The following is a 16,698-nucleotide window of genomic DNA, read 5'->3' as shown; positions in this document are numbered from 1 at the left end:
TGGTAAATATAGGGCCACGCTCGCGCCACTGCTTTTGAATTACGGGCCAGGTCGGGGGCTTAGCTCGATTGGCGTGGTTTCAATCAAGCGCTTTGAAACAATCATCGACTTGGTTGTGGCAGCGTACTTTTTGAAGTGCGGCGATTCGATATGGCTTCGGTATGCCGAGTCGCTGGCGTAGATTTCGAAGAAATGAAACCAGTTTGGGCGGTCGACTTCGGCGACGGCATAGATTGATATGACGCCCGGCTCTGTTCGAGTCGACTCTGAGATTTCTTCTTTGACTGCGGCTTGATAGGCCGCAACCTGTGCAGGATCGATTTCGAGTTGCGCGATGCGCACCACTAAGCCATTTTCTTCGGCGGCCAGCGCTTGTCCTGCCAGTAATCCAGCCAATGCGAGCACTCCTAACAAACGTTTCCCCATCAGGTTTCCCCCTCCTTCACTTCGGCAGCGCATAGGCCACCACGTAGTCACCCTTCCGATCGTGCCGTATTGAAGGTCTTTGTCCACTGGCCGCTCCTGGCCGCTTTTGCCTGTCGCGAAAGACAGAAACCCAACTCTCGGAGTCAGTGAACATCGGCTGAAATTGGCCCGGACGGTTTGAGAGCGCGGGCTGACAGATTAACAACGCAGGCTGGAAATCTGCTTCGTATCGCTACTTTCCACCCAGGCTCCCTCCCCCATCGACGCTGATCACTTGGCCGGTAACGAAGGATGCCCCCTCGCTGAGCAGGAAGGTAATCAGCGAGGCCACTTCTGATGGCGTGCCCAATCTTTGCATCGGAATCGTGGCCAGTATCTGACGCTCACCCTCACTTCCCACGGGTCGGCTTTTTCGGAAAAGCTCGGTGTCTATAGGGCCAGGTGCGACTGCATTGACCGTAATGCCAATGGGCGCCAACTCAAGTGCCCACGTACGAGTGACACCCACCAATGCGCTTTTTGCGGCAGCGTAAGCTGTTCTGTCACGGGCTCCAAAGATGGCACGGCTGCATACGTTCACTATGCGTCCTGCAGAAGATCGCTTGAGAGACGGCAGGCAAGCCTGGGCGATTTGTACCGAGGCCCTGACATTCAGGTCAAAAACTTTCTGGAGTGTTTCAAGTTCAAGCGTTTCCAGGCTTTGTGGGGACGCAACGCCTGCGTTATTGACGACGGCATCAATAGAGGTCCGCTCCAGGAGTTTCTCGAGCATTTCACCCGTTTGCTGAGCATCGGATAAATCACAGAGCAACAGCGTCCCGGGAAAATCATCAACCGGATGTCTGGCGATGCCGACCACATTCCAGCCTGCCTGATTCAACTGAGTACTGAGTGCAAAACCGATCCCTTTGGTTGCACCAGTGACCAGTGCAGTTCGGCTGTTGTTCATGGTTACCCCTCTCATCAACGATCACCTGCGACGCCAGAAGCAGACGTTCCAGATAACTCACTCCAAGCAATATGACCGCCCTTCAGTATCGGTGAATTTCAATCCGTATCCCCTCATTCGTATCTGGAGCACGAAAGTAGCTCGTTATCAAGTCGAACTCAGCGTCGCTTGCTGTAAACTCATGCTCGGCGCGGCCATTGCGCCGATGTAGCCTGCCCCGACAGGTCTCATCATCCACTTCGATGTAGTGGAAACAGTGGGGAATTTCGGCAGCGTCAGCCAGACCGCGTAACCACAGCCGATCCTCTGGCGTGTTGGCCGGGAAATCCAGAACCACAGTCACGCCAGCCTTCAGCACATCGATGACAAGCGGGCCCACCAGTGCCCGAATCTGACGCGCAAGCCTCACGTAATCGGCCACTGATTGGATCTGATCAGGGTAAAGCCTTGAGAGCCAATAATCCTCACTCATCAAAATAGCCGACCGTTCAAACGCCAAGGACGTGGCCAACGTCGATTTACCGGATGCAATCTTGCCTGACATCAAATGAAGCATTGGTTTGGTCATGGGGGACGTCTCCTTGTCGAGTTCTGATGATGTTCATTGAAAAGCATCGAAGCAACCGCATACCCACCACTGTCAGCTTTGGACTGGGCCCCGGTTTTTCCAGCCAGAACTTCAGCCTTTCTTGCTTTTCTCTTCATCGTATTCTTCTTGGACCGCACGTAATAAGGATCCGAAATAGCCTCACTCGGTCGAAGGGACGGAAGCTTTGCTGCCCAAGCGTACGAGTTCATTGGAGAAACACAGGCCGACTATGATCAGCACCGCTCCTGCGTAGAGGCTTTCGCGCGGTACTTCATTGAGTGCCACAAACGCCAGCAGCGCGGCAAACAGTGGCTCGGTCAATTCCAGCGCTTGTACTTGGGATGGCTTGAGATATTCGATGGCCTTGGTCGTGCAGAAGAAGCCCAGGATTGTCGGCAGCGTGGCCAACGCCAGCAGCGCGGCGATCGCCATCGGCGACAACTCGCCTATTACAAAACCATCGGCGGCAGCCGGCATCAGCAAGTACAGGCTACCAAAGAACAGCAATTGTCGGGTGAAGTGCAGTCCTCCCGACACCGCCATACGCTTCATGGCCACCGAAAAGGCTCCATAGCCGGAACCGGCCACGGCGGCGAGCGCAGCACCTTGCAGTGTAAAGCCCTGCTGCAGGTCGCCGCCGAAGATTACCGAGATTCCGCCGATAGCCAGTGTGGCGCCAACAGTAGCGTTCGCGGTGATCGCGTCCTTGAGGAAAATGCGCCCCAGAATGATCGAGGAAATTGAGGCGCTGGCCATCAGCACCACCACCACACCTGCCGCAGCGTAGTGTCGATAGGCGGACGTTTCGAAATGGAACAGCACAAAGATGCCAAGAAACGCGCAGACAGCCGCCTGCGTCCATTTGGTCGATGTCGCCGGGCGCTTGAGGAAAAACAACAGAATCGAGAGAAGCACGCAACCCAGTACGGTCTTGATGACAGCAACACTGGTAGAGGTGAAACCATTACTCATGAGTATTTTGCTGAGTACACCGATCGTTGCGTTCAGTGCCGCAGCGGAGAGTGCAAATATGACGCCTTTCCTGAAAGTCGATTGCATGGATGACGATCCCTGTCGCTGAATGGTCGTTCGATAGAAAGCCGCCCTGTATCGACGGCGCAAAGTTTGAGGACACGAACAGCCGACTAATACCGATAGAGTGCTATTCGCCGTCATGTCGCCAACGGTCAGAGGGCCTGGCCTTTGGCGATGCAATACGAGTTGACGAACATGGCAGTGTGCTGCAGAGACTGACGTATATCCGGTTTGGCTATTCCGTGCCTGTTGGCAAATTGCTCAACCGCCGCCGTATTAAAACGAGTGGTCTGGATAAAATCCAGGGCTTCGGGTTTTGAATTCAAGAACCTCGCTACGGGAGGAATACTCAGTAGCAGCTTCAGTAATCGTAGTGAAATGTGATGCTTGGGAGACTTTAATCCCAACGGTTGTGCAGCCTGTGCCAGGAGCTCTCGCAGGTTTGGCGTCTGGTCATCAAGCGCCAGCAGTTCCTGACCCGCCATGGCAGGATCAAACGCACAAACTGCCACCAGTTCAGCCAGGTAATCCACGGTCACCAGTGGCAGCCAGTGCCTGGCGGTGCCGGGCACCGCAGTCAACTTGCCCTGCACAAGGTTGCGTATCAGCTCCACCAGCGGCTGACCGTCAAGGATATGCCCCGTGCGGCTGTGGCCACAGACCGTCGCAGGGTGGACAACAGTAATCTCCCCGCCCTTGGCTGACATGACCTCCAAGGTCGCAAAATGCGCCTCCAGCTTGCTTCCCTCGTAACCACCGACACGCCGGTAGACGGCAGGCCAATTCGTCCGCTCCGGATAACGAGGGTCAATGCCGATGCGTTGTAGATGTTCATGATTTTTCAGCATGTAGCCGCCGATCATCACTAAACGGCTTTTTTGCTCAGCCGCCAACAGCGCCACGCGCTTTGCCCCTTCTACGTTTACCGCACGAGAGTGCTCCACTGAAAGCCCCCATGCGAAGTGCGCGCCCAAGTGGAACATGACGCTGGCGCGCCTCAGCACTTGTCGGTCAGCAACGCTCAGCCCGAGGTTGTCTTGCTCCAGATCGCCAGCGACGGCGAATACCCGGTTTGCGCACCCGCCCAAATGATCGACTTGCTCGCGCAAGGCAGCCAGTCGCTCCGGGCGACGCATCAACACCCGAACGGTGTGACCTTTTGCACTCAGGTTCGCCACTAAATGTTGACCGACGAAACCAGTCCCACCTGTGACAAAGCACTCCACGCTCATTTCCCTGTTCCTTGTTGAAGGTGAGAAATCAAGCGTAAAGTATCGACCCCACTCTACAGTCAAGCGGTGTTTTCATGAAAATCGGCGAACTCGAAGCGCGCAGCGGCGCCAGCCGTCATACGTTGCGCTACTACGAGCAAATCGGCCTGATCTCCCCCCTACGGCAAACCAACAACTATCGCGTTTACAACGAGCAAACTCTGCAGGATCTGGACTTTATCCAGCGCGCGCAAAGCATGGGATTTTCTCTGGGGGAAATCGGCGAGATTCTGGATGCGCAGCGGAACAAGCTGATCGATTGTGCTGAAGGCGCGAAGCTGATTGAAAAGAAGATGGCCGACATCAAACAGAAAATCGCCAACCTCCAAGGCGTTTATCGGTATCTGGATGAAGAGCGCGCCACTCTGGAAGCCAGTGCCGCCAGGCAACTTGAGCTTCAGCAACAGAGCAACGCTTCCAATCATTAAACCAGCACGTTTTCCCGGCACATCACGGTGACCTTCTCAGAGGAAGTTTGCGTTCAATCAGATTGAGCGCCTCCTTCCAAAATCTCAAACCCATCATCAATGGGAGCATATCCGACAATTTTTCTACTCTGATCAATAGAGAGGCGCTTATAGCGGTTATCTGAGACCCCATGAATAACGTGGAATCCCTTTAGCTCGGCTTCAACGCAATTGAGGATTTTTCCTGAGCTCAGTCGGCATGTCCTTACGGTAAATGTCACGCTAGCCTCCCAGCCTTTTGGGCGGTCTACAACCTCGGATCCAATGACCAAATATCAGCAGCCCGCCAACTCGCGTCGGGCAGCAGCCTTCAACGCCGATTTCACGCTAGTCTGCCGAGACTCACTCCTCACTCGGGTCATAACTGTTCACATTGGGCACTTGCAGATGCAGGCGCCCAAGCAAGTCGACCAACGTGTCGACCTCAGTCGGGGTCAGTCCGCTGAGCAGACGCGCTTCTCGCTCGAGTGCAACTTTGAGCACGCGGTCATGCAGTTCTTTACCGCTGGCCGTCAATCGCACGGTGTAACGCCGTGCATCCTTGGGATCCAGCTGACTGGTGATCCGCCCCGCTGCTTCCAGTGTCTGCAACGAACGGCTGACAGCGCTCTTGTCGAGACCGATGGCCTGACAGATTCGATTGGCGGTGATGTCGGATTCAACGGCGAGCATTGAAAGCATCCGCCATTCAACCACGCCGATGCCGAAGTGTTTGCGGTAGCACTGGGAAGCCCCGGTGGCGAGTTTGTTCGCCAGGAATGTCACCAGGCCAGGTACATAACGCGACAGGTTCAGTTGTGTATCGGTAGCCATCAAGAAACACCGTAGATCGAAGATCTTGCAATTTGGTTGACACCGCAACTAAATTATCTGAGGATTCACTCAGCCTGGCATTGCGGACAATGCGCCGCATGATACGCCGTAGCACAACCTCAAAAAAATAATTAACAGGTCTTGCTTATGAACGCTCCCCAACTGTGCCCTTCCCTGGCGCCCATGATTACCCACCCTTTCTACTTCTTCTTGCCTGGCTGATTCGTCACCCGCAAGCCCCCCTTTCGTATTTCAGCAGCCACTTCAATGTGGAGGGAGAAGTCATGCTTCAAGTCAACGTCACTCGCAAAGTCGTCGAGGCCGAGGGTATTTGCAGTTTCGAGCTGTGCGCAGCGGACGATCAGCCGTTGCCACCGTTCAATGCCGGTGCCCATATCGACATCCACATTGCCGACGGCCTCACCCGGCAATACTCGCTGTGCAATGACTCCCGAGAGCGTCATCGCTACGTAATCAGTGTGCTGAAGGATCCCGCCTCTCGGGGTGGTTCCACTGCTATGCACAACACCATCAGCCAGGGACAAATTCTCAGCATCAGCGAACCCCGCAACCTCTTCCCACTCGCCGATTCAGCGAAGCGTCACCTGCTGTTTGGCGGTGGTATTGGCATTACGCCGATGCTGGCAATGGCCCATGAACTTCATCATCAAGGTGCGGATTTCGAGCTGCATTACTGCTTTCGATCCAGCGAGCGTGCCGCGTTTATCCAATACCTGCGACAAGCGCCGTTCGCCAGCCACGTGCACTTGCATGACGACAGCGGATCGCCCGAACAGAAACTCGATGCAACCGCCCTCTTCGCCGCGCCAGATACCACGACTCACCTTTACGTATGCGGCCCGGTCGGTTTCATGAATTTCATCCTCGACACCGCGCAGGCCGCTGGCTGGCCGGAAGATCGCGTGCACAGAGAGTTCTTCGCCGCCGCACCTGTCGATGCAAGCGCTGATTCGCCTTTCGAAGTTCAGCTGGCAAGCACAGGACAGATTTTTTACATCCCCGCCGATCGCACTGTTTTCGAAGTGCTCGATGAGGCCGGGATCGCCATCGAATCATCGTGCGAGCAAGGCGTCTGCGGCACCTGTGTCACGGGCTTGCTCGAAGGCATTGGCGATCATCGTGACCAGTTCATGACGGCTGCAGAACACGCTGCCAATGACCGTTTCACGCCGTGCTGCTCACGTGCCAAATCGCCCCGCCTGGTATTGGATCTTTGACCTGAACCGAGCATCGACCGCTCGCCGGAGAACATCATGACTACCGCTGCCCAACCCCTCGCACATGAAATTGCCCCGGCCACTGTGCCGAGCTTCCCCCTCGATCAATGGTACGTCGCAGCCTTGAGCCGCGAGCTGAAAGCCCAACCCCTTGGCCGCACGTTGCTGAATAAACCGGTGGTGCTTTTTCGCACGGCGGATAACCAGGTCGCCGCGCTGGAAGACCGCTGCTGCCATCGTGCATTGCCGCTGTCCGGTGGCACGGTGGAAGCACGCGGTTTGCGCTGCGGTTACCACGGGTTGCTATTCAATGAAGGCGGGAAATGCATCGAAATTCCGGGCCAGGACAAGATCCCGAGCAAGGCCAAAGTCCCTGCTTACCCTGTCCGGGAGCAGGATCAGATCATCTGGATCTGGTTCGGCAGCGCCGAGCATCCTGAGCCGACATTCGCACCACCGGTCTACGACGTGCACAGCAGCGGCAAATACCTGTTCGACGGTGATGTCTATCACTACGACGCGCCTTATCAACTCATCCACGACAACCTTATGGATCTCAGCCACTTGGGCTACGTCCATTTGCATACCATTGGCGGCAACGCCAGCATTCACATGAACGCGCAGATGAGCGTGGACGGGGATGACTCGATGGTTCGCGTGGTTCGCCACATGCCCGATTCCGTTCCGCCGCCGACCTACACCGCGGCCTACCCGTTCAAAGGCAACATCGACCGCTGGCAGGAGATCGAATTTCACTTCAATCACCTGCGCATCTGGACCGGCGCGATCGATGCTGGCACGGACGACCTGAACAACCCGGATCGGGGTGGTTTTCATATGCGCGGCTTTCACGGCGTAACGCCGGAAACAGACACCACAAGCCACTATTTCTGGACCATGGCCACCAACCCTGAACATGATCCCGAGGCCGTCACAGCCAAAGTTCTGCATCAGACGCGATTGACCTTCGACGAAGACAAAGTGGTGATCGAAGCGCAGTACCAGAACATGTGCCGGTTCGGTACGCGCCCGATGATTGATATTCACGTCGACGTCGGAGCCAATCGTGCCCGCAGGATCATCGAGCGACTGCGCAATCCGACGGTTTGATGGCCGCAAAACAGTGGCGGCGGCAAACGCCGTCCACTGTGTGCAAAGCCTCTGCCGTGCTAGCGCGGCGGAAACGCTACGCCGACCCGCTCGGCATACTTGAGCCACGCGGCCTTGAGCCGTTCGACCGTCTGCGGCTGAGCAGCCGCGAGATCATGGGTTTCACCACGGTCCTGTGCAATATCAAACAACTGCCATTGCGGCGGCTGCGCATGGTCGCCGAACCCCGTTTGCGGGCGCATGCCCAACAATTTGAGATTGCCCTCACGATAATAAGCATTGCCGAACAACTCTCCGGCCAGACTTTCAGCGTCGTGAGGGCTGCCCTTGCCTTCGAGCATGGGCAGGATGGATCGGCCGGTGATCGGGTGTTTGTCCGCTTCGCTCGGCAAGGCGATGCCCGCCAAATCAAGGAACGTCGGCGCCAGATCATCCACTCGCGCCATGCCCCGTTCTACGCCCTGACGACGCAGTGTCTTGGGCAGTTGAATGATCGCCGGCACACTGATACCGCCTTCGGCCGTGGTGCCCTTGAACAAGTGAAAAGGCGCGGCACTGACTTCCGCCCAGCGCAAACCATAGTCGATCTGCGAGCCGCGCTGGCCCAGATTGGCCAGGCTGTTATCGGTGTTCACCCCGGGCGGATAGAACTGCGCATGATTTTCCGCCGCTGCGCCGTTGTCGGACATGAACACGATCACCGTGTTGTCGTACTGGCCGCTTTGGCGCAGGTAGTCGATAACCCGGCCAATGTTGTGATCGAGGTTGTCGACCATTGCCGCGTAGATTTCCATTTTCCGCGCTTCGACTTTCTGCTGCTCAGCCGTGAGTTGCTGCCAACCGGGCAGCCGTGGGTTCACGGGCAACGGTTGCGCTGGCTGGAAGTCCTTGTCCAGCAAGCCGAGCTTTTTCAGCCGATCAATGCGCGATGAGCGCACGCTGTCGTAGCCCTGATCGAAGCGGCCGCGGTATTTGTCCAGGTATTCCTTGGGCGCTTGCAACGGCCAGTGCGGTGACGTGTAGGCGGCATAGGCAAAAAACGGTTTGCCTTCACGTTGGCTGTTTTGCAGATAGCCAATCAGCTTGTCGGTGTAAAAGTCTGTGGAATAGAACGTCTCGGGAACCTCTACCGGCTGGCCGTTTTCACGGTAATGCACTTGCTCCAATGGCGTCGGTGCAACGCTGGCGGGTTTGAAGTGCGTCGCCCCGCCTTCCAGCAGCGCGAACGACTGTTCAAAACCGCGCCGATCCGGGCCTTGATCGGTTTCCAACCCCAAGTGCCATTTGCCGACCATCAGCGTGTTGTAGCCGCCCGTTTTGAGCAACTCGGCAACCGAGTACGCGCGCCCGTTCAGGTACCCTTCATACCCCGGTTTACCCCGTTGAAACGGTTGCATTGCTTCGGCCATGGTGCCTAGCCCGACGAGATGATTGTCAGTGCCGGACAGCAACATCGAGCGGGTGATGGAACAGGTCGGCGCCGCGTACATGCTGGTGAATTGCACGCCCTGCTGGGCCAGTTCATCCAGCCTGGGGGTGTAAATTTCGCCGCCATAGCTGCCCAGATCCGAGTACCCGAGATCGTCCGCCACAATCAGCAGAATATTCGGTTGGCTGGCCGCCATGGCCACGCCGCCGCCCATTGCCAGGGCGCAAAAAAGTGCCGTCAGCGGTAATCGCGATAGAGCCATCGTTTTTCTCTTATTGTTGTTGAAGGAGTGTCCGGAACTCACTCTTCGAAAATAGCCACCGCGCGCACGAAACCTGCAGACGCATGCCGGATCTTGTAAGGAAAGCACGACACCGTGAAGCCACTTGCTGGCAGGGATTCGAGGTTGGCCAGTTTTTCCATTTGCCCGTAGCCGATATCGCGCCCGGCCTTATGCCCTTCCCAGATGATCGAGGCATCGCCGCTGGCGGCAAAACGTTCACGGGTGTATTTGAAGGGTGCGTCCCAGCTCCAGGCATCAGTGCCGACCACGCGCACGCCGCGTTCCAGCAGATACATCGTCGCTTCGCGTCCCATGCCAATGCCGGCGTCGAGATACCCGGGCTGACCGAACAGCGCGCCGGCGCGTGTGTTGATCAGCACGATATCCAGTGGTTGCAACGTGTGCTCGATACGCGCCAGTTCCGCTTCGACTTCTTCTGCCGTGACCACGTGCCCGTCGGGCAAATGGCGGAAATCCAGTTTGACCCCCGGCTGCAAGCACCAGTCCAGCGGCAACTCGTCAATGCCAAACGCCGGCTCGCCGCCATCGGTGGTCGAGGCGTAATGCCACGGCGCGTCCATGTGGGTGCCGCTGTGGGTGGTGATCTGCAAGCGCTCGGCGGCCCACGACTCATTGCCGGGCATCTGCTCAAGCTGTAAGCCCGGAAACATCGCGGCCATCTCGGGCCAGCCTTGCTGGTGATCCATGTAATCGATCTTCGGCAACAGCGGCGGCGGGTCTGTGTACGGGTTGTTATCGAGGGTCACCGAAAGGTCGACCAGACGACGTTTACGCTGGATGGGCTGTGACATGAGGCGTATCTCCGTTCAACGGCAGAGGCCGATATGGGGCTGGGTTGAGGGCGTTGCGAATAAGCGTGACGACGTTGCCGTCATGGCTGAAGCCGGCAGCGCGGGCCTGCGGGGTTTTCAAGGGCGGCATGCGCCCGAACAGGGTTTCGAGGTCAAGGTCAGCGGCGAAACTGATCAGCGCACGGCGTTGCTCGCCATAAGTTGCCGCCAGTGCATCAATGACCTGGGCGATGGACAAATGCAGCACCGGCAGTTGCCAGACCCGCTGTTGCGCGACGGCGTCATCCAGCTCGGCGGCGTGGATCAGGTTGTTTACGCAACAGCGCGCCGACATCCACCACGCCGTTGCTTGCGGTGATACCGGGCAGCAATACTCAGCGCCCTCGGCAAAGGCACGCATCAAGTCGCTCATAAAGGCCGAGCGCAAACCGTTGGGTTCACGCGGGCGTGCGACTATGCCCGGCAGGCGCACCGCGCGGCTGTCGACTTCAGCGCGCCGACCCAGATCGATCAGCGCACGCTCGACCATCACCTTGTGTGTGCCGTACGACAGTTGCGGATGCAGTTCAGCCTGCTCGTTCATCTTTGCCGGCAGATCAGCGCCGTACACCGCAACGCTGCTGGCGTACACCAGCACCGGTGGACGTGCCTTGTTGCGCAGTTGATCAAGCAGTTCGAGGCTCGCCAGCAGGTTGACCTGATAACCCAATTCGTAATGCGCCTCCGCCGCTCCGCCGGGGACGCTGACCAAGTGGAATACCACATCGATGCCATCGGCCAGGACACGGCGCATCAACGGCGCATCCGTCACGCTGCCGCTGTGCCGACGCAGGCGGGGATCGTCTGGCAGGCCTTGGACATCGGTGTCCAGCACCAGCAACGAACGAATGACTTGCCCGCGCAAACTGCCGCGCGCGAGCAGACAACGCAGCAGTTCGCGACCGACAAAGCCATTGGCTCCGGTAATCAGTACACGCATGGGCGTTCCTTAGCCGTGGGCCTTGACGACGCGTTGATCGATCGCACCGAACAGTGACCGGCCATCGCTGCCGGTGACGTCCATGCGCACGCGATCTCCGAAACGCATGAAGCCTGTCACCGGCGCACCCTGCTCGATCATCTCAATGGCCCGACGTTCGGCGATGCACGCCGAGCCGACGTCGCGCTCGGCATTCGACACCGTGCCGGAACCGATCAGCGTGCCGGCACGCAGGCGACGGGTCAGGGCCGCGTGGGCGATCAGCTCGCCAAAGTGAAAGTTCATCTGCGCGCCGTGCGGCTGGCCAAACCATTCGCCGTTCCACTGCACTTGCAAGGGTAAATTGACGCGGCCATCGCGCCAGGCTTCGCCGAGTTCATCCGGGGTAATCGCCAGCGGGGCAAAACTGGAGGACGGTTTGGCTTGCAGGAAACCGAACCCGGTGCGCATTTCCCGCGGTGCCAGCGCACGCAGGCTGACATCGTTGATCTGCAGGATCAGTTTGATGTGCTGCAACGCGCTCTCGGCCGAACAGCCCATCGGCACATCATCGACCAGCACGACAAATTCGCCTTCGAAATCGATGCCCTGGCTTTCGCTCGGCAGTTCGATGTCATCGTGTGCGCCGATGAAGTCATCACCGGCGCCCTGGTACATCAACGGCGTACGGTCGGCGCCTTCGATCGGGTCGAGGTTGAACGCCTTCTGCATCAGTGCGCCGTGGCTGAGAAACGCCGAGCCATCGCACCATTGATAAGCACGCGGCAACGGCGCCATTGCCTGCGCGGGGTCGAAGGCAAAGGCCTCGCGGCAATCGTGGTTTTCAAGCTCAAGCGCCAAGGCTTGCAAACGCGGCTCGGCTTCAGCCCAATTTTCGATGGCGTGCTGCAAGGTCGGCGCTACCGAACGGGCGTCAAAAGCCCGGGCCATGTCGCGCGAAACCACCACCAATTGGCCGTCACGGCTGCCGTTTTTCAAGGTTGCGAGCTTCATGATTTTTCTCCCGCGCAGTTTTGCAGTTCAGCGGCAAAACGCCCGTCCAGCAGGATAAACACCATGCGCGCCATGGCTTCGGTACGGTTGCTCCACGCGTGATTGGTGCCGCGCTGAACCACCACGTCGCCGCGTTTGAGGTGGACCTCTTCATCGTCGAGCACCAGCCAGACTTCGCCTTCGGTGACGATGCCGTAATCGAGAGTTTCGGTGCGGTGCATCAGTTTGTGCCGCGAGTTCGCCTGGCCGGTGCCGGCATGCGCCTGACCAATTTCGGCAAATGCGGCCGCAGCAGCGGCAGCGCTGACCTGGTTCTGCACGCTGTCTGGCGGGATATCGACGACGCGAATCACACTGCCCAGCGGGCCGGGGCTCAGTTGTAAGGGTTTGCTGGTTGGATCATCGGCATTGTCGAGCAGTGCCGGACTGCCGCTGCTGTTCCATATTTCATGAAACACCGTGCCCGGCACCGCTTGCAGTGCGAAGACGTTGGCAGTAGCTCCGTGACTGGCGACGACCGCGCGGCCCTGGGCATCATGCCCGGTGACCACGCGTTTGAAAGGGGGAAGCGCTTGCATGGAAAATCCTCGTTCAGTGGCCGTTGCCGATGGAGTCGTGACCGCCGACATGGCTGCGGGTCAACAGTCCACCGAGCCTCGGCACGGACAGACAAAACAGCGCCACGACCAGTTGCAGCCAACCGATCATGGCCAACGCTTGGGGCAACGCCGTGGAAGCCCCGGCGGTGATGGCGAGCACCACCAGCGGGCTGATGAACTCGCCAGCGAAAATCGCTGCGGTGAAGCACCCCGCCGCTCGGCCACGCTGATCAAAGCCGACTTGCGCCATGATCCAGGTGATCAACGTCGGCAACATCAGGCCGATGCCCAGACCGTTGACCAGCACCGCGACCACGACTTGCGCGTGACTGCCGGCGGCGGCCATCAACAGCCCGCCGATGCCGGCCAGGCCATAGGCAATCAGCAACACATGCTGGCTGCGCAGACCGTTCAACAAACGGAAACTCAAGGCCCCGACGAGCACACCGAGTTGATTGGCACCCATGGTCATGCCGATCTGCTGCGGCGCATCCACGTGCAGCAGATTGAGCAAGTAGCCGGCCTGCACCGGCACGATGAACAGGCTCAGGCCCGCGAGCAGCGACAACGCATACAGGGGCGTCAGTGCGCGCCACGGAAACAGGCGCGGGACTGGCACCGGCAATGTTGCTGCCGGTTGCACACGGGGTTGCGGTTCCCAGAGTTTCCACGCCATCAGCGGCAGGAAAATCAGCCCGACCGCGTACAGCGCAAACGGCGTGCGCCAGTCGTCCTGACCGAGAAAACCACCCAGCGCGATAAACACCGCAGCGGACAGCGACGTCGCGACCATTTGCAGTGCAAACAGGCGTTCACGGCGAGCGCCGCTGTAGTAGTCGCCCATCAGCGTGGTGCAGCAGGTCATGATCCCCGCCTCCGCCAGACCGATCCCGGCGCGGCTGGCAACAATCGCCGGCAGCGAATCCAGCCACAGCGGCAACACACCGCAGAGCGTGTACAGCGCCATGCTCGCCAACAACAGCGGTTTGCGCCCGAGCCGGTCGGCGATGACCCCGGCAAACGGCGCCAGCAATGCAATCATCAATGCCGGCAAGGTCAGCACGATCGGCACCAGCACCGTGCTGCCCGCGACATCGGCAAAATGGGCCTGCATGCGCGGCAATACCGGTGCGAGCAATACCGCGCCGAGCACGGGCAGACAGCTGCCGAGCAGCAACAGCAACGATTGCGTCAAACCGGCGCGGCGGCCGCTGTTTTCAAATGAAGACTCAACGGCCATGACAGGTCTCCCGATGACGCGATTGAACAACATCTACCGCCACGGCTCGCGACGGCACGGCCACATCGACTGCCTCCGCCGGCGTTTCTGCGTCGGTGTTCGTGCGCCGTGCAGGCAGCAGAAAGTACGCCAGCGCTGGCAACAGCAGCAGCGCGCCGACCATGTTCCAGACGAACATGAACGCCAGCAGCACGCCCATGTCAGCCTGGAATTTGATCGGCGAGAAGATCCACGTGGCCACGCCAATGGCGAGCGTGATGCCGGTGAGCATCACCACTTTGCCGGTGGACACCAATGCGCGGTAATAGGCTTCTGACAGGCTCGCGCCCTGGCGCAGATGACCGAGCAGGATGCTCATCACATACAACGCATAGTCGACGCCAATGCCGACACCCAACGCGATCACCGGCAACGTCGCGACCTTCACGCCGATGTTCAGCCAGACCATCAACGCTTCGCAGAGGATCGAGGTGACCATCAGTGGAATCACCGCGCACAGCGTGGCGCGCCACGAGCGGAAGGTGATCAGGCACAGAACGATCACCGCCCCGTAGACCCAGAACAACATCTCGCGATTGGCCTGCTTGACCACGATATTGGTCGCCGCTTCGATGCCGGCATTGCCCGCTGCCAGCAGGAACTGCACATCATCGTTGTTATTGGCGGCGGCGAATTGCTCAACGTGCTCGACCAGTCGCGTCAGCGTTTCAGCCTTGTGGTCAGTGAGGTAGGCGTACAGCGTGAGCAGGCTGCAATCTTCGTTGTACAAACCGCGTGGCGCACTGGCGGTGATCATGTTGAGCATCGCCTGATTGTTCTGCAGCTCGTACCACTTGGCGCTGCCTTCGCTGAGGCCAACCAGCATGCGCCGGTTGAGCAAGGCCAGCGAGTTGGTCGAATCCACCCCCGGCAATGCACGCAGTTGCCAGTCCAGCGCATCGACTTTGGCAAGGATGTCGTAACGCGCACATTGCCCGGCCGGGGTCTTGACCATCACTGCGAACAAATCACTGCTGGCGCCGTAATGCCGAGTCAGAAACGCATCGTCCTGGTTGTAGCGTGAGTCGGCCCGCAGCTCCGGTGCGCCGGCATCCAGATCACCGATCTTCAATTGCAGGCTGACCACAAAGCCCAATGCCGCCAACGCCAGGCTGATGGCAATGCACAGGCTGGCCCAGCGACGTCGGGTAAACAGATCGAGAAAACGCCAGAAGCCATGACGCCGCGCGCCGGCCTGATCGTTCTGCTCGCTCTTCAGGCTCAATTGCGCCGCACGCGGCGTTACGCCGACATAGGACAGCAACACCGGCAGCAGAATCAGATTGGTGAAAATCAGCACCGCCACACCGATACTGGCGATCACCGCCAGATCCTGAATCACCTGGATCTTGATCAGCATCAGCACGGCAAAACCCACTGCGTCGCAGAGCAATGCCGTCAGCCCGGCCAGAAACAGCCGTCGAAAGGTGAAGCGCGCGGCCACCACCCGGTGCATGCCGCGACCGATGTCCTGCATGATGCCGTTCATTTTCTGCGCGCCGTGGCTCATGCCGATGGCGAACACCAGAAACGGCACCAGCACCGAATACGGATCCAGTTGATAGTCGAGCAACGGCAACAGACCCAGTTGCCAGACCACCGCCACCAGCGAACAGAACACCACGAGCAACGTGCTGCGCAGGCAGCGTGTGTACCAGAACAGCACGGCGGTGGTGATCAGAATCGCTACGGCGAAGAACAGCAGGATCTGCTTGAGCCCGGCAATCAGGTCGCCGACCTTTTTCGCGAAACCGGTGATGTGAATGTCGATCCTGTCGTTCTGGTATTCGCTGCGCAGCGCCTCCAGTTGCTCCGACAGCACCGAGTAATTCAGCGCCTGGCCGTCAGCAGTCGTGGCCAGCAACGGCACGTAAATGATGCTCGAGGTTTGATCGAACGCTACCAGTTGGCCGAGCTCGTTGGAGCGCTGCACGTTGCGGCGCAAGGCCTCGAGACTGGCCGGGGTGCCCGCGTAATCGTCCGGAATCACCGGGCCGCCATCCAGTCCGTCTTCAGTCACTGCGACCCAACGGGTTGCGGGCGTCCACAGCGACTTCATGTAGGCGCGATCGACGCCAGGCAGCAGGTACAGCTTGTCGCTCAAGGCCTGTAGGCTTTTCAGATACTCAGCGTCGTAGATATCGCCTTGGCGATTGGCGACGACAATGCGCAAGGAGTTGCCCAGACCGCTGAGCTGCTTTTGATGTTGCAGATAATTGGCGATGTAGGGTTGTTGCGTGGGAATCATTTTTTCGAAACTGGCGTTCAGCTCGACGCGCGTGGCCTGATAGCCCAAGAAAAGCGTGGTCACCAGGCACACCAGCAACACCCACAACCGGTGATTGAACAAAGTGCGTTCCACGACCGAGCCGGAGCGCGGGTCGAAACTCGCCAGGCTGGCCGTGGCGTTGTCGAATGGTTTCATA

16 protein-coding genes are annotated in these 16,698 nt (G+C 58.7%); 3 read left to right on the top strand and 13 right to left on the bottom strand.

Annotated features, from left to right (window positions below; genetic code table 11):
• Nucleotides 1-39: 39 nt before the first annotated feature.
• From ACOYXJ_RS24010 to ACOYXJ_RS23990, 5 genes are all read right to left on the bottom strand, one after another.
• Nucleotides 40-513, bottom strand: coding sequence for a putative quinol monooxygenase (locus tag ACOYXJ_RS24010; protein WP_460380846.1), 474 nt, complete (start codon nt 511-513; stop codon nt 40-42).
• Nucleotides 514-658: 145 nt separating this feature from the next.
• The gene (locus tag ACOYXJ_RS24005) at nt 659-1,375 is read right to left on the bottom strand and encodes an SDR family oxidoreductase (protein ID WP_460371862.1); all 717 of its coding nucleotides are present in this window, start codon (nt 1,373-1,375) and stop codon (nt 659-661) included.
• A gap of 82 nt (nt 1,376-1,457) precedes the next feature.
• Nucleotides 1,458-1,943 carry an AAA family ATPase gene (locus tag ACOYXJ_RS24000; RefSeq protein ID WP_460371860.1) on the bottom strand — a complete coding sequence of 162 codons (486 nt, stop codon included), beginning with the start codon at nt 1,941-1,943 and terminating at the stop codon, nt 1,458-1,460.
• 180 nt (nt 1,944-2,123) lie between these two features.
• A complete protein-coding gene (locus tag ACOYXJ_RS23995) occupies nt 2,124-3,023 on the bottom strand; it encodes a DMT family transporter (protein ID WP_150792736.1) in 900 nt (299 codons plus the stop codon).
• Nucleotides 3,024-3,151: 128 nt separating this feature from the next.
• Nucleotides 3,152-4,231 (bottom strand): SDR family oxidoreductase, encoded by a 1,080-nt coding sequence (locus tag ACOYXJ_RS23990; protein ID WP_460371858.1) that lies wholly within the window; start codon nt 4,229-4,231, stop codon nt 3,152-3,154.
• Nucleotides 4,232-4,305: 74 nt separating this feature from the next.
• On the opposite strand from ACOYXJ_RS23990, the gene ACOYXJ_RS23985 reads away from it, so the two are divergent.
• A complete protein-coding gene (locus ACOYXJ_RS23985) occupies nt 4,306-4,698 on the top strand; it encodes a MerR family transcriptional regulator (RefSeq protein ID WP_150751392.1) in 393 nt (130 codons plus the stop codon).
• 381 nt (nt 4,699-5,079) lie between these two features.
• Here ACOYXJ_RS23985 and ACOYXJ_RS23980 read toward each other — a convergent pair whose 3' ends face one another.
• Nucleotides 5,080-5,550, bottom strand: coding sequence for a MarR family winged helix-turn-helix transcriptional regulator (locus ACOYXJ_RS23980; protein WP_460371856.1), 471 nt, complete (start codon nt 5,548-5,550; stop codon nt 5,080-5,082).
• Nucleotides 5,551-5,834: 284 nt separating this feature from the next.
• Here ACOYXJ_RS23980 and ACOYXJ_RS23975 point away from each other — a divergent pair, with 284 nt between their 5' ends.
• The gene (locus tag ACOYXJ_RS23975) at nt 5,835-6,788 is read left to right on the top strand and encodes a PDR/VanB family oxidoreductase (protein WP_460373021.1); all 954 of its coding nucleotides are present in this window, start codon (nt 5,835-5,837) and stop codon (nt 6,786-6,788) included.
• A 36-nt stretch (nt 6,789-6,824) separates the two neighbouring features.
• Nucleotides 6,825-7,898: a Rieske 2Fe-2S domain-containing protein gene (locus ACOYXJ_RS23970; protein WP_460371854.1), complete on the top strand. Its 1,074-nt coding sequence runs from the start codon at nt 6,825-6,827 to the stop codon at nt 7,896-7,898.
• Nucleotides 7,899-7,957: 59 nt separating this feature from the next.
• On the opposite strand, the gene ACOYXJ_RS23965 is transcribed toward ACOYXJ_RS23970, so the two are convergent.
• From ACOYXJ_RS23965 to ACOYXJ_RS23935, 7 genes are read right to left on the bottom strand one after another with little or no spacing between them, the layout of a single operon-like run.
• Nucleotides 7,958-9,589, bottom strand: coding sequence for an arylsulfatase (locus ACOYXJ_RS23965; RefSeq protein WP_460371852.1), 1,632 nt, complete (start codon nt 9,587-9,589; stop codon nt 7,958-7,960).
• A 38-nt stretch (nt 9,590-9,627) separates the two neighbouring features.
• The gene (locus ACOYXJ_RS23960; RefSeq protein WP_110718488.1) at nt 9,628-10,422 is read right to left on the bottom strand and encodes a cyclase family protein; all 795 of its coding nucleotides are present in this window, start codon (nt 10,420-10,422) and stop codon (nt 9,628-9,630) included.
• Nucleotides 10,400-11,401: an NAD-dependent epimerase/dehydratase family protein gene (locus tag ACOYXJ_RS23955; protein ID WP_460371850.1), complete on the bottom strand. Its 1,002-nt coding sequence runs from the start codon at nt 11,399-11,401 to the stop codon at nt 10,400-10,402. The genes ACOYXJ_RS23960 and ACOYXJ_RS23955 overlap by 23 nt, the downstream gene beginning before the upstream one ends.
• 9 nt (nt 11,402-11,410) lie before the next feature.
• Nucleotides 11,411-12,394 (bottom strand): fumarylacetoacetate hydrolase family protein, encoded by a 984-nt coding sequence (locus ACOYXJ_RS23950; RefSeq protein ID WP_460371849.1) that lies wholly within the window; start codon nt 12,392-12,394, stop codon nt 11,411-11,413.
• On the bottom strand, nt 12,391-12,972 hold the full coding sequence (locus ACOYXJ_RS23945) for a cupin domain-containing protein (protein ID WP_460371848.1): 582 nt from the start codon (nt 12,970-12,972) through the stop codon (nt 12,391-12,393). Before ACOYXJ_RS23945 ends, ACOYXJ_RS23950 begins: the two co-directional genes overlap by 4 nt.
• Before the next feature lie 13 nt (nt 12,973-12,985).
• A complete protein-coding gene (locus ACOYXJ_RS23940; protein ID WP_460371846.1) occupies nt 12,986-14,233 on the bottom strand; it encodes an MFS transporter in 1,248 nt (415 codons plus the stop codon).
• On the bottom strand, nt 14,223-16,697 hold the full coding sequence (locus tag ACOYXJ_RS23935; RefSeq protein WP_460371844.1) for an efflux RND transporter permease subunit: 2,475 nt from the start codon (nt 16,695-16,697) through the stop codon (nt 14,223-14,225). The genes ACOYXJ_RS23940 and ACOYXJ_RS23935 overlap by 11 nt, the downstream gene beginning before the upstream one ends.
• Nucleotide 16,698: the final 1 nt, after the last annotated feature.

This window comes from Pseudomonas sp. Tul2A7, assembly GCF_054790505.1.
The sequence above is the reverse complement of the archived record's forward strand: the minus strand, read 5'-3'. Positions and strand labels throughout refer to the sequence as shown.

What these genes read in the sequence shown, in the direction of transcription:
- ACOYXJ_RS24005 (WP_460371862.1), bottom strand. Translation starts at nt 1,375, where the DNA reads ATGAACAACAGCCGAACTGCACTGGTCACTGGTGCAACCAAAGGGATC.
- ACOYXJ_RS24000 (WP_460371860.1), bottom strand. Translation starts at nt 1,943, where the DNA reads ATGACCAAACCAATGCTTCATTTGATGTCAGGCAAGATTGCATCCGGT.
- ACOYXJ_RS23995 (WP_150792736.1), bottom strand. Translation starts at nt 3,023, where the DNA reads ATGCAATCGACTTTCAGGAAAGGCGTCATATTTGCACTCTCCGCTGCG.
- ACOYXJ_RS23990 (WP_460371858.1), bottom strand. Translation starts at nt 4,231, where the DNA reads ATGAGCGTGGAGTGCTTTGTCACAGGTGGGACTGGTTTCGTCGGTCAA.
- ACOYXJ_RS23985 (WP_150751392.1), top strand. Translation starts at nt 4,306, where the DNA reads ATGAAAATCGGCGAACTCGAAGCGCGCAGCGGCGCCAGCCGTCATACG.
- ACOYXJ_RS23980 (WP_460371856.1), bottom strand. Translation starts at nt 5,550, where the DNA reads ATGGCTACCGATACACAACTGAACCTGTCGCGTTATGTACCTGGCCTG.
- ACOYXJ_RS23975 (WP_460373021.1), top strand. Translation starts at nt 5,835, where the DNA reads ATGCTTCAAGTCAACGTCACTCGCAAAGTCGTCGAGGCCGAGGGTATT.
- ACOYXJ_RS23970 (WP_460371854.1), top strand. Translation starts at nt 6,825, where the DNA reads ATGACTACCGCTGCCCAACCCCTCGCACATGAAATTGCCCCGGCCACT.
- ACOYXJ_RS23965 (WP_460371852.1), bottom strand. Translation starts at nt 9,589, where the DNA reads ATGGCTCTATCGCGATTACCGCTGACGGCACTTTTTTGCGCCCTGGCA.
- ACOYXJ_RS23960 (WP_110718488.1), bottom strand. Translation starts at nt 10,422, where the DNA reads ATGTCACAGCCCATCCAGCGTAAACGTCGTCTGGTCGACCTTTCGGTG.
- ACOYXJ_RS23955 (WP_460371850.1), bottom strand. Translation starts at nt 11,401, where the DNA reads ATGCGTGTACTGATTACCGGAGCCAATGGCTTTGTCGGTCGCGAACTG.
- ACOYXJ_RS23950 (WP_460371849.1), bottom strand. Translation starts at nt 12,394, where the DNA reads ATGAAGCTCGCAACCTTGAAAAACGGCAGCCGTGACGGCCAATTGGTG.
- ACOYXJ_RS23945 (WP_460371848.1), bottom strand. Translation starts at nt 12,972, where the DNA reads ATGCAAGCGCTTCCCCCTTTCAAACGCGTGGTCACCGGGCATGATGCC.
- ACOYXJ_RS23940 (WP_460371846.1), bottom strand. Translation starts at nt 14,233, where the DNA reads ATGGCCGTTGAGTCTTCATTTGAAAACAGCGGCCGCCGCGCCGGTTTG.
- ACOYXJ_RS23935 (WP_460371844.1), bottom strand. Translation starts at nt 16,697, where the DNA reads ATGAAACCATTCGACAACGCCACGGCCAGCCTGGCGAGTTTCGACCCG.